Source organism: Flavobacterium undicola, from assembly GCF_009909155.2.
Lineage (GTDB): Bacteria > Bacteroidota > Bacteroidia > Flavobacteriales > Flavobacteriaceae > Flavobacterium > Flavobacterium undicola.
In genome coordinates this window covers 98,933-110,743 of the sequence record NZ_JAAAPM020000013.1, presented here as the reverse complement: position 1 = coordinate 110,743, position 11,811 = coordinate 98,933, and the positions used below count along the sequence as shown (strand labels likewise).

Annotated in this window: 11 protein-coding genes; 4 read left to right on the top strand and 7 right to left on the bottom strand. The window is 34.5% G+C overall.

Features of this window, described 5'->3' with window-relative positions:
- Positions 1–156: 156 nt before the first annotated feature.
- The 6 genes from GTZ96_RS09605 to GTZ96_RS09580 form a co-directional block, all read right to left on the bottom strand.
- On the bottom strand, positions 157–1,317 hold the full coding sequence (locus GTZ96_RS09605) for a carboxypeptidase-like regulatory domain-containing protein (protein ID WP_161643504.1): 1,161 nt from the start codon (positions 1,315–1,317) through the stop codon (positions 157–159).
- A gap of 2 nt (positions 1,318–1,319) precedes the next feature.
- Positions 1,320–1,820, bottom strand: a complete 501-nt coding sequence (locus tag GTZ96_RS09600) for an RNA polymerase sigma factor (RefSeq protein ID WP_161643522.1) — start codon at positions 1,818–1,820, stop codon at positions 1,320–1,322.
- Positions 1,821–2,088: 268 nt separating this feature from the next.
- Entirely contained in the window at positions 2,089–2,598 is a 510-nt protein-coding gene (locus tag GTZ96_RS09595; protein ID WP_161643502.1) for a hypothetical protein, read from the bottom strand.
- A 51-nt stretch (positions 2,599–2,649) separates the two neighbouring features.
- Complete coding sequence (locus tag GTZ96_RS09590; RefSeq protein ID WP_161643500.1) at positions 2,650–3,366, bottom strand: 3-ketoacyl-ACP reductase; 717 nt, start codon at positions 3,364–3,366, stop codon at positions 2,650–2,652.
- 26 nt (positions 3,367–3,392) lie between these two features.
- Positions 3,393–3,980, bottom strand: coding sequence for a phospholipid scramblase-related protein (locus GTZ96_RS09585; RefSeq protein ID WP_161643498.1), 588 nt, complete (start codon positions 3,978–3,980; stop codon positions 3,393–3,395).
- Entirely contained in the window at positions 3,980–4,816 is an 837-nt protein-coding gene (locus GTZ96_RS09580) for a DUF6929 family protein (RefSeq protein ID WP_161643496.1), read from the bottom strand. The genes GTZ96_RS09585 and GTZ96_RS09580 overlap by 1 nt, the downstream gene beginning before the upstream one ends.
- Before the next feature lie 275 nt (positions 4,817–5,091).
- Here GTZ96_RS09580 and GTZ96_RS09575 point away from each other — a divergent pair, with 275 nt between their 5' ends.
- Positions 5,092–5,973, top strand: a complete 882-nt coding sequence (locus tag GTZ96_RS09575; protein ID WP_161643494.1) for a PPK2 family polyphosphate kinase — start codon at positions 5,092–5,094, stop codon at positions 5,971–5,973.
- A gap of 64 nt (positions 5,974–6,037) precedes the next feature.
- On the opposite strand, the gene GTZ96_RS09570 is transcribed toward GTZ96_RS09575, so the two are convergent.
- A complete protein-coding gene (locus tag GTZ96_RS09570; protein ID WP_161643492.1) occupies positions 6,038–6,580 on the bottom strand; it encodes a hypothetical protein in 543 nt (180 codons plus the stop codon).
- Between the two features lie 350 nt (positions 6,581–6,930).
- Here GTZ96_RS09570 and GTZ96_RS09565 point away from each other — a divergent pair, with 350 nt between their 5' ends.
- From GTZ96_RS09565 to GTZ96_RS09555, 3 genes are all read left to right on the top strand, one after another.
- A complete protein-coding gene (locus tag GTZ96_RS09565; protein WP_161643490.1) occupies positions 6,931–8,367 on the top strand; it encodes a PhoX family protein in 1,437 nt (478 codons plus the stop codon).
- 179 nt (positions 8,368–8,546) lie between these two features.
- Positions 8,547–10,307 carry a cytochrome c peroxidase gene (locus GTZ96_RS09560; protein WP_161643488.1) on the top strand — a complete coding sequence of 587 codons (1,761 nt, stop codon included), beginning with the start codon at positions 8,547–8,549 and terminating at the stop codon, positions 10,305–10,307.
- A 117-nt stretch (positions 10,308–10,424) separates the two neighbouring features.
- Positions 10,425–11,801 carry an MATE family efflux transporter gene (locus tag GTZ96_RS09555; protein WP_161643486.1) on the top strand — a complete coding sequence of 459 codons (1,377 nt, stop codon included), beginning with the start codon at positions 10,425–10,427 and terminating at the stop codon, positions 11,799–11,801.
- Positions 11,802–11,811: the final 10 nt, after the last annotated feature.

Below are 11,811 nucleotides of genomic sequence, written 5' to 3'. Positions count from 1 at the left end.
AAGCTTTGCAAGCTTCATCATTTGGCAATTCTTTTATAAAGTTTAGTATGCTTTGTCCTTCAAATACTTCCATAACGACTGTTTTTAAAGACATAAAAATACAGAAACTAAATGACTAACTCAAAATTTTAAAATGTTAGACAGTTTTTTTGCGTATTAACGCTTTAGTGGAATTCCGTTTTTTGTGGTAATGATGATTACTCCGTTTTTACTTTTGTTTCCATAAATAGAAGTAGCTTCTTTGCTTTGCAAAATTTGAACTGTTTCAATTTTTTGCTTGCTTAAAGGAGCGTAAGGGCTTGTGGGATTAGAGCCAAATAAGGATTCTTCACTGTATTCAACACCATTGATGATGTACAAAGCATCTTTAATATGTGGAACTGATTTTTCTTTTTCTGGTTTGTAAAATTTGGTTGTCCCATATTTAGCTATCGGAGCAGTATTTTTTGGCTGGTTTTTTCTGGCTGTTCCATAACCCACTACAACCACTTCATTTAAACTTGCTGAATTCGGGTTTAATTTCTTGTTTATTTCATTGGATTTTTCAACGGTAGCATAAGCACTATTGTATCCTATCATGTTGAAAATTAGTTGCTCTCCTTTTTCGGCTTCGATACTAAATTTTCCATCAAAATCAGTTACAGCTGTGTCTTTTGTGCCTTTAATGATAACATTTACTCCCGGAAGTGGCATATTGGATTCATCGGTAATGATTCCTGTAATGGTTTTTTCTGTGTTTTTATCTGCAGAAACAATTTCGGCTTTTTGTTTATATTCATTGGCAACCGGAGCAAGGCTTTTTGCAGCTACGGAAGCCATTGGAGCTACACTTAAAATACTATTCGATTCCTGACTGATGATTCCGTCTGCCTGAATATTGGATTCTTCAGCCTTTTTATCAGAAACAATTATTTTGGTGTCATTTTTTGGAGTAGGATTTTCAACTACTGCAACCGGATTTTTCTTTTCTAATTGTTTTTGCAAAATTTCAGTCGCTTCCGGTTTGATTTTATCAGACGGAATAATACTATCATTCAAAGTTTTTTCTTTTTGAACGGCAACTTTGATAGAAGTACTTTCGATAATAGCATCGTTTTTAGAGTCCTTTTTGAAAAATTGGTAACCCAAAGAAATAAACAATAGCAGTGAAGCAGCTATGGCTAATTTTTTCCATAGTTTCGTTTTAGTTTCCAATACTTTTTGATCGAGTTTGTCCTCTACACGTCCCCAAACTTTATCCATTCCAGGAAAATCTTGGTGTTCTGCCTTTTGAGCAGCGCTTTTGATTTTGTTAATTATTTTATCTTGATTGTCCATGACTAATTCGATTTTTGGTAATACAGATTATTTACTAATTCCTTCAATTTTGTTTTTGAAGCATTCAATTGTGATTTTGAAGTGCCTTCAGAAATGTTAAGCATGCTGGCTATTTCTTTGTGGCTGTATCCTTCAATTACAAAGAGGTTAAAAATAGTCTTGCATCCCACAGGAATATGATTGAGTAAATCAAGTAAATCTTCTTCTTCAAGATTCGTCATCTCATCTGTAAAAGGTTGCGACAATGTTTTGACATCATCGAGATACATATTGAAGTTGGTTTTCTTTTTGATAGTTGCCAAACATTGATTGACCGCTATTTTTCGAGCCCAAGCTTCAAAAGCACCTATTTCTTTCAATTGGTCTAGTTTGGTAAAAATGATATAAAAAGCATCTGCCAAGGCTTCTTCAATTTCCTCTTCCTGTTTTAAATAGCGCTTGCAACTAGAATAAAGTTTAGGCGCCAAAAACTCATACACTTGACGCTGGGCATCTCGTTGCATTTTTTTGCAGGCTAATATTAGATTTTCGTTTATCACAATATGGTCTTTAATAATAAAGAGTATTAAAAAAGGAAAAAGGTTGGGAGAGAAGTGTTTTTTTTTTAATAAAACAATCAAATAACTGTATGTGTTTGATTATGAGTCGGTTTTTTATTTTACCACATAAGACACATAAGTTTTTTTACCATTAAGAGATTAAGAAAATTAAGTATAGACTTAATGAAACTTAATTCCTTAATGGTTTCTTTTTTTTTGGAGAGTTTGGTGTTTATTTTTGGTTATCCTGAATGACTAATTTCAACGAATTGATATAATCGGTATCGAATTCAATTACTCTTATTTTTTCAGGATTAAAGCCTAATTCGCCTCCAAATTGACCTTTTGTGTCTAAAAAATCAATTATAAGTTTCTCATCATTCAACTCAATAAGTTTTCCTAAATAAGCTGACTTAGCTGATTTTTTTGCAATTTGAAAAACACCATATTTTTTATCCAGAAAGCTAACAATAGATGTCAAATCTTTGATAGGAATGATGTCTTTGGCGTTTGTTTTTAATCCTTTCAATCGAATTACTTTTTCAGTAAATTCATGATCCGTATCTCTGTAAATGCGCTCTATGTTTTTGTTTTTAAGAATAACAAAACCGTCAATGATATAGTCAACGGGATTGTTTTTTAATAAAATCCAGTCATCAGAGTAGTCTATAAGAAATCCGGTGAAAATTTCTTTTTTATCCAGAAATTCTATTGAAACTAGTTGTCTTAAATAGTGTTCCATTTGTTACGTTTTTTAATAAATATAAAATTCCAATTATTGGAATTTAAAATTTTAAGGATTGGTAGACCAAATACTACTGTTTTTGATAAATACGCGTCGGTTGAGTTTTAATTGAGCGATGATTAATTCGGCAATATCATCCGATTGCATTACTTTCTCCGGATTTCCATCGGTTAGGTTTAATTCTTTAGCCATGTCAGTAGCCACAGTACTTGGTGTTAAGGCCGTAACCCGTATGTTGTGTTTGCGAACTTCCTGCATAAGCGAATCAGTCAGTCCCAGAACAGCAAATTTAGACGCACTGTAAGCACTCGTCAAAGCATTTCCAGCTAATCCCGCAGTCGAAGAAATATTGATAATATCACCCGTTTGTCTTTCGATCATATTAGGTAAAACGGCGCGCGTAGTGTAATAGGTTCCCATTAGGTTCACTTTAATGATGCGTTCCCATTCCGTTGGTTCCAGTTCCAGGAATTTTCCAAAAGCGGCAATACCGGCATTATTGATTAAAATATCAATGGTTTTGAATTCGGCTAGGGCTTTTTCAACAGCAGCATTAACGGAATTAATATCGGAAACATCAGCAGTTATTGCTAATACTTTTACTCTTAAAGATTTTATTTTTAATGCTACACTGTCAATGTCTTCTTGCGTTCGGGCTACTAAAATGATGTTTACGCCTTCTTTTGCTAAAGCAATAGCAACTGCTTTACCAATTCCTTTTCCTGCGCCCGTAATCAGAGCATTTTTGTTTTTTAAGTCGGTCATTGTATTATTTTTAGGGTGTTAGTGTTTTATTCTTTAAGTACCATATCGATGCAAAGTACGGCTGCAAGGATTAATTTTCGGTCTTTGTGGTCTTGAGGAACAGTATTATGGATTTGTAAAACATAATTATCGGCAGTGGTAAAAAGTTCCTTGCCAAGTCCGTTCCATTTTTTGGTTACTTGTGCTAATTCTTTATTGTCTTGTGTGAGTTTAAAATCCCAACCGGTCCATTTTCCTTGTAACAAACAAACGGGTTTTCCATGTTCGTTAGTTACTTCAAATTTTCCGCCCACAGACCAAAATTTTTGTTTGAAGAGTCCAATAAGTTGTTCTTTTTCATTAAAAACCTCTACATCAGAGCGAAATATTGTTGTGCCACGTTTCATAGTAACTATTTTTTCGCCAGAAACAGTTGCTATTTCTAAGTTGAAAGGAGTGTTTCTTTTGTATTTGGAGAAGCGAAAAATTTTGGTAAAAAAACCAAGGTTGTTTTCTCTACAATTTAAAATGTGTTCGTTAGTTTCAGGGTCAAAAATATCGTAATTGTTGGCAGCTTTAAAAAGACCAAGATGTTCCTTAACTAGAAATAGATTTTTGTTTAACAGGGTATTCATTATTTTTTGTTTAATGTTAGTTTGTAAATAGTGCTTTGTAGGGTTTCAGAATCACTGTCTTCGCAAAGTAGAAATTCAATCTTGTTATTCTCTTTTTTGAAAAGAGTAATTCCTTCAAATTTGTGGGTTGCACTGATTTTTTTGGTGAAATCAATTTTCATGGTTTCCAAATCAATTCGTCCAATGGTGCTTCCCAGTACTTCGCCATCATCATAAGTGGATTGTGTATCTTCGGCTGTCGCCAAAAAATAGATTTTAGAATCAACTAGAACAGCATCTGTAAAACTAGTGCGTACTCCTTTTATTTTTGGGAGTTTATAGTCGTTTGATAATAAGCTGAATTCCTGGTCTAGTTTTTTAGTATGAAAACTAAAAAGCGTGTTTTTGTTCGAAATTCCATTACCACGATTCAAAAAATACCAGTTTTCGCCATCGTGAATAGCGCCTTCGATATTGAATTCTTCGGGTTTGATGGAAGCAAAATTTTGCATTACAGCGTATAATTCGGTTAGATTGGTGACAGTGGTTTTCTTTTTTTGTGCCAAATCAAATTCGACCATAGAATTCCTTTTTGAAGTGGAACCCGAACCAAATATGTAAAGCGTGTCTTGAAAAGCAGTAATGGCTTCAAAATCAGGTTTGTCTTTTTTGAGAATATTTTCGGAGGGATTTTCTATTAACGGATGGCGTTTTAAATCTTTAGAATCGAGATGGTATTCGTATAAAAAACCGCTGTTGTCGCCAACAACGAATAAGGAATTGTCTTTGTAAAGGAGTCCTGAGGCAGAACCAATTCCGATGATGTGAAATAATAAATCGAGTGTGAATTTTTCCATAGATGTTGTTTTGAAAGCAGCTGTCTTAGCCCGGGTAGAAGCGGCATCCTTTAGCTACTTTCTTTAAGTAGCTAAAGATATAGCGAATAACCGGAAACAGCTCCTGACATTGAAGCTTAAAAGGCTAAAATTATAGTATTTATTCCTTATATTTGAGAGTATAAAGTTAAAATATTCCCTATGAAATCGCCATTAAGAAGAAGTTTGCGCAAGCAAATACCGATAAATAAAAAGGCGATACCATATATGACCGCTAAAAAATAAATTTTACATATATGAAATCGATTAATCCAGATGATTTTAGAGTAACTAAAAATATTAATTTGTCTAAAACGCCCACGAATTTATTTAATAAAGCCAGTGACGATGATAAGGAGGAGAAGTTAGATAAGGTTCAGGCAAAATTGAGCGAATTGCAAGATGTAATGTATGCGCACAATAAATATGGCGTTTTGATTTGTTTGCAAGGCATGGACACTTCGGGGAAAGACAGTTTGATTCGGGAGGTTTTTAAGGAATTTAATCCGCGTGGGGTGGTGGTGCATAGTTTTAAAACGCCCAATGCTAACGAATTAGAGCATGATTATTTATGGAGACATTATCTAGCCTTGCCAGAAAAAGGGAAGTTTGCCGTTTTTAATAGAACGCATTATGAGAATGTTTTGGTTACTAGAGTGCATCCGGAATATATTTTGAGTGAAAATTTACCTGGAATTGAAAGTGTGGATGATATTACGCCTCAGTTTTGGGAGAACCGTTTTGAACAGATTACTAATTTCGAAAAGCATATTACGCAAAACGGGACTATTGTATTGAAATTTTATCTTCACATGAGTAAGGAAGAACAACGCAAACGCTTATTGCGACGTTTAGAGGAAGAGTCACACAACTGGAAATTTTCTTCAGCTGATTTAAAAGAGCGTGAGTATTGGGATGATTATATTAGCTGTTATGAAGAGGCAATTAATAAAACAACTACTAAAAATGCACCTTGGTTTGTAATTCCTGCCGATGACAAAGAAATGTGTCGTTATATTGTTGCAAAGATTATTTGGGAGGAAATGCAGAAATATACAGATATCAAAGAACCGGAATTAGACGATAAGATAAAAGCTAATTTTGCGATGTACAAAGAGCAGTTGAGTAAAGAAAAATGATAAGATTTAATATTTACACCCGACAGCTTTTTAAAAGTTATCGGGTGTTTTTTAATAAAAGGTTTTACAATTTAAAACCATAAGCTAATCTAAGAGCTAGCTGACCAAAACCTTTTCCAGCAGTTCCATCGTTGTTGATGGTTGGGAAATCAGAATAGTGCTCATAACGTGCAGAAATATCAATGTATTTGTTTGCATATCCAATTCCTGGAGCTAATAATAAAGAGGTGTCGTTGTAATTGTTAGTTACAGCAAAGGCAGCACCTGCTTCGCCAGTTATATAAAATTGGTCATTCCATACAAACGCTTTTAAACCTGCTTTTACAGGAATAAAACCTAAATCATCACCGTCATTTTCACTCACAAAAATGTTATTGAAACCTGTAGTTAGTGTGATAGAATATCTTTTTGTCAGGTCATATTGCAAACGAGCGTCAGCACCTAAGGCCAGTTTGTATGGTTTTTCGGTGGCATAACCAGCATTTAAACCAAATCCAAGTCGGAAACCTTGGTCGTAATTTTGTGTTTCTTGTGCTTGTGCTCCATTAAAAGAGAATAAAGCCAGGGCAAATAGAAAGGCAGCGGTAATCTTCTTTGTTGTTTTCATGATTTGAGGGGATTTTAATAATTAATTTTTAATTTTTTCGAACTTAAAAAGCGGTTCTAGTGCTAAAAAACGGCAATTGTATTCAAATGTTGTGATTGTTTATGCTTTTTTGTTTCAAAAAACGGACAGCTGTTGACTGTCAATGTACTGTGAAGTCTTATTTTTTATGGAATAGTGTTGTGACTAATGCTGTAATAATATAGAGGCAATGTTTAGGTAAAATGAGAGCGTCATTTTTGGGGTTTTAATTCAAAAAGCAAAATAATTCTTTAAGTTTTGGTAATGTTTAGTTCATCCCGTTTTAAAATCCCTAGGCTTTCTTTGCTTCGAAAAATTAAAAACATACCAAGATGAAAAAAATTATTTTAGGGTTACTTTTAAGTACGGCTTTTTTCTCGTGTGAGAATGATAAAACCGAAACGGATGTAGTTTTAGCAGATCAATCGGCTACACCAGTATTATTAAAGAAAAAAGAAGGTTTTGAAAAATTAGAGTTATTTTCTTTAATAACTTCTGATGATGTGTTGCCACAGACTCCAAATTTCGTTTTTGGTGGTTCGGCTGATGGTAGCGGATTATTGAAAAATGAAGATGGTACTTTTACTTTTTTGGTAAACAATGAAGATAATTTTGCTGTTTCCAGAATTACATTAGATAAAACGTTTAAACCAGTAGCGGGAGAATATTTATTAAACTCTAATGGAGGAACTTGGAGATTATGTGGAGCTACAATGGCTACTCCGGCAGTTAATGGTTTTGGACCATTGTATTTAACTTGTGGAGAGTCGGGTGAAGAATCCCGTACACATGGAGTGAATCCTTATGGAGATGTAGAATCAAATAATGTTTCAAAAGAATTGCCAGGATTAGGACGTTTGAGTGCTGAGAATGCATTGCCATTAAAAGCATCAGCTTTTCCCGGAAAAACCGTTATTGTAATTGGTGATGACGATTCAGGAACTAATGGAGGACAAGTATTTATGTATGTTTCTAATACAGTAGGTGATTTGACAAGTGGTTCTTTGTATATGATGAAAAGAAATAGTGAGAATCAAAGAGAAAAAGATATGATTGCTGGTAAAAACTACCCAGTTACCTTTGTGAAAATTGACAATCATACTACTCTAACAGGTGCTCAGATTAATGCTGCTGTGAATACTTTAAAAGCGATTAAATTCGGTAGAGTAGAGGATTTGGATTATAGAAAAGGAGAAAAAGCGGCTGATAGAGAAGTTTATTTCAATGTAACCGGTCAAAACACAATAGGTGTTAATGCTGATGCTTCCAGAACTAAATACGGTAGAGTGTACCAATTGAATTTAGACGAAAACAATCCATTGTCAGGAACTTTAAGAGTGTTACTTGATGGAGATGATCGTAACGGAATTGCTAAAACGTTCCAAAATCCGGATAATATTTGTGTGACTAAGAACTATGTATATGTTCAGGAAGATGCTAATGGTTATGGAGATGAAACGCATGATGCTTACATTTATCAATATGATATTGCTAAAAAAACAATGAAAGTAGTGGTTGAATTAGACCACCGTCGTACTGAAACGGATGCCGCTAAATACAACGTAGGTGGAACTTCTAAATTTGGAGAATGGGAATATGGTGCTTTGATAGATGTTTCTGAGCAATTAGGAATTGATGATACTTTCTTGTTGAGCGTTCAACCTCATACATGGAATGGAGTTAAATACAAAGGAGTTGATGGAGGAACAGGTCGTCCTGATGAGATACAGGCCAGCCAAATTGTATTAATCAAAGGATTAGCGAGATAATTAAAATTTAAAATACTTTTAAAAGTCCACGGTTTCTTAATAGGGAACCGTGGCTTTTGTTTTCCAATTACGTTTCTATTTATTATGAAATCGCCACTAACAACAAGTTTGCGTAAGCAAACACCAATGATTAAAAAGGCGATAACATATGTTACCTCTGAAAAATATATTTTAAACATATGAAAAAAATATTCTTTTTTTTACTGCTGTTGGTTGTGGTTTCCTGTCAGGAAGTTTCTAAAACTGAACAAGTAAAACAATTATTTCAATCAGACATCACGCTTTTAGTGCAATCAGTTACGGAGTTAGAGACTTTAATAAAGTCAGATGCAAGTCAAAATAAACTTCAAAAACAATTTTTAGCAGCACACCAAAATTATAAAAGAATAGAAGTTTTTAGCGAATATTATTTCCCGGAAGTTTCTAAGGCCATTAATGGACCAGCTCTTCCAGAGTTTGAGGAAAATGATGGATTAATATTAGCACCTCAAGGATTTCAGGTAGTTGAAGAATTTTTATTTCCGGCGTATGATAAGAAATCTAAAGCCGAATTGTTGAAAGAAATAGGAATTCTATCGGCTAATTTAAAGCGTTTGAATCGAATAGCAGAAACGAATGAATTGACTGATGCTCATATTTTTGACGCCTTGCGACTGGAAGTTTTTAGAATTATAAGCATGGGAATTACAGGCTTTGATTCGCCAATAGCACAAAAATCTATTTCAGAAACAGTGGCTTCATTGGAAGGAATACAGAAATATTACAATTTATATACTGCTGATGAATCGGATGCAGGTTTAAAAATCATCAGTCAGGCAATTAGTTATTTAAAAGCCAATCCTGATTTTAATCGTTTTGATCGTGCAGCTTTTATTCAAAATTATGCGAATCCGTTGAGTCGAAAATTATATCAAAGTCAGAAAGATTTGAAGATTCCGTTTTTTAATGAAATGCGCGGATTGAAAACTAACGCCCAAACTTTATTTGATAAAGAAGTTTTTGATGAAGAAGCTTTTTCAGGATTTCCGGATTACAAAACAACAAAGGAGAAAGCTGCTTTAGGAAAATTACTTTTTAACGATCCTATTTTATCGGGAGATAATAGTCGGTCTTGCGCTTCCTGCCACCATGCCGATAAAGCTTTTACCGATGGTTTAGACAAAGCGGTTTCTTTTGATGGTAAATCTTTTGTAAAAAGAAATACACCTACACTCACTAATATTGCTTTCCAACGCGTTTTTTTCTCCGATTCGAGAGTGAATTATTTAGAAGATCAGGCGGTAGCCGTGATTACAAATGCCGATGAGATGCACGGTTCTTTAGAAGAAGCGGCTAAGAAAATCAGGAAAAATAAAATGTATATCGAAAAGTTTCAAACTGCTTTTCCTCAAAAGGAGATTAGCGCTTTTGAAATCAAGAATGCTTTGGCTTCTTATATTAGAACACTAAGTAAATTCGATTCTAAATTTGATGCTTATATGCGTGATGAGGTTGCTTTTACAGCCAATGAAAAAGCAGGTTTTAATCTTTTTGCCGGCAAAGCCAAATGTGCTACTTGCCATTTTATTCCGTTGACTAATGGAACGGTGCCTCCTAATTTCATGAAATCGGAAAGTGAAGTTTTAGGAGTTCCTGATGCTAATGGAAAATTAGATGCCGATTTAGGAAAATACAATTTAACAAGAGCGATTATTCATAACTATTCTTTTAAAACGCCAACGATTAGAAATGCAGCATTAACAGCGCCTTATATGCACAATGGTGTTTTTAAAACTTTGGAAGAAGTTGTCGATTTCTATAACGAAGGAGGAGGGAAAGGATTGGGTTTTTCAGTAGAAAATCAAACCTTACCTGAGGATAAATTGAACCTGACTGATTTAGAGAAAAAACAATTGGTTGATTTTATGAAAACCCTGATGGATAAAAAATATTTGAAATAAAAATTGTTACCTCACCCCAACCCTCTCCAAAGGAGAGGGAGCTGAAAAATAATATTTGAATCCAAACCTTGCTATCGCTTCGCTTCTGCTTACCTTTGTCGCCTTAAAAAAAACAAAGTGACTTTAGCTACTTATACCAAAGAGTTCTCCTATAATTTACGATTGGCATATCCTATTATTTTGGGAATGCTTGGGCATACTGTGGTAGGACTTGTAGATAATGTGATGGTGGGAAAATTAGGTCCTACTGAATTAGCGGCAGTTTCTTTGGCTAATAGTTTTGTATTTGTAGCCATGTCGTTAGGAATTGGTTTTTCGACTGCCATTACTCCTTTAGCAGCTGAGGCCGATGGTGAACAAAATATTGAAAAGGGTAGAAGCGTGTTTCATCATGGTTTGTATTTGTGTACTTTTTTAGGCTTTTTTCTGTTTGCATTGGTCATTTTTGCCAAACAGCTACTGGGCTTTATGGGACAACCTGAAAATGTGGTTACATTGGCTAAACCCTATTTGGATATTGTGGCTTTTTCATTAATTCCATTGATTATTTTTCAGGGATACAAACAGTTTGCCGATGGAATGAGCGAGACTAAATATTCGATGTGGGCGACTATTTTAGCGAATGTTATCCACGTAATTTTGAATTACATATTCATTTACGGAATTTGGATTTTTCCTGAACTGGGAATGCTTGGCGCAGCCATTGGAACTCTTGTTTCCCGTTTTATAATGCTGGCATACATGCATTATAAGATGAAAAAAAATGTAAAGTTTTATCCTTTTTTTGAAGGCTTTTCATTTAAAAAAATAGAGAAAGAAATCAATTTAAAAATCATTCGCTTAGGAGCCCCTTCTTCAATGCAAATGTTTTTTGAAGTAGCATTGTTTACAGCAGCGGTTTGGCTTTCAGGACGATTGGGAATTGCAAATCAGGCGGCGAACCAAATTGCGTTGAGTCTGGCTTCATTTACCTTTATGTTCGCCATGGGATTGAGCGTTGCCGCTACCATTAGAGTGGGGAATCAAAAAGGTTTAGGCGATTACAAGAAAATGAAAATAGTGGCTTTTTCTATTTTTCTATTGGCGGTTTTATTAGAGATTTTCTTTGCCTTGTTTTTTGTTTTGTTTCATAAACAAATGCCAGTCTTGTTTGTAGATATGGGGAATTTGAAAGATTTGGTTGCCAATACCGAAGTGATAACCATAGCGGCTCAATTGCTATTGGTCGCGGCAGTTTTCCAAATTTCTGATGGAATTCAGGCGGTAGTTTTAGGAGCATTACGAGGTTTGCAAGATGCTAAAGTTCCCATGTATATTACCTTTGTAGCTTACTGGATTGTGGGATTTCCCGTGTCTATTTATCTGGGATTTTATACCAGTTTACAAGCGGTTGGAATTTGGATTGGACTTTTGGCAGGATTAACAACAGCAGCTTTATTTTTGTATATTCGCTTCATTAGATTAACAAAGCAGTTGATTGTGTTGAATCACTAAACTAAAATAA

What these genes read in the sequence shown, in the direction of transcription:
- GTZ96_RS09580 (WP_161643496.1), bottom strand. Translation starts at nt 4,816, where the DNA reads ATGGAAAAATTCACACTCGATTTATTATTTCACATCATCGGAATTGGT.
- GTZ96_RS09590 (WP_161643500.1), bottom strand. Translation starts at nt 3,366, where the DNA reads ATGACCGACTTAAAAAACAAAAATGCTCTGATTACGGGCGCAGGAAAA.
- GTZ96_RS09600 (WP_161643522.1), bottom strand. Translation starts at nt 1,820, where the DNA reads ATGCAACGAGATGCCCAGCGTCAAGTGTATGAGTTTTTGGCGCCTAAA.
- GTZ96_RS09595 (WP_161643502.1), bottom strand. Translation starts at nt 2,598, where the DNA reads ATGGAACACTATTTAAGACAACTAGTTTCAATAGAATTTCTGGATAAA.
- GTZ96_RS09570 (WP_161643492.1), bottom strand. Translation starts at nt 6,580, where the DNA reads ATGAAAACAACAAAGAAGATTACCGCTGCCTTTCTATTTGCCCTGGCT.
- GTZ96_RS09585 (WP_161643498.1), bottom strand. Translation starts at nt 3,980, where the DNA reads ATGAATACCCTGTTAAACAAAAATCTATTTCTAGTTAAGGAACATCTT.
- GTZ96_RS09605 (WP_161643504.1), bottom strand. Translation starts at nt 1,317, where the DNA reads ATGGACAATCAAGATAAAATAATTAACAAAATCAAAAGCGCTGCTCAA.
- GTZ96_RS09565 (WP_161643490.1), top strand. Translation starts at nt 6,931, where the DNA reads ATGAAAAAAATTATTTTAGGGTTACTTTTAAGTACGGCTTTTTTCTCG.
- GTZ96_RS09560 (WP_161643488.1), top strand. Translation starts at nt 8,547, where the DNA reads ATGAAAAAAATATTCTTTTTTTTACTGCTGTTGGTTGTGGTTTCCTGT.
- GTZ96_RS09575 (WP_161643494.1), top strand. Translation starts at nt 5,092, where the DNA reads ATGAAATCGATTAATCCAGATGATTTTAGAGTAACTAAAAATATTAAT.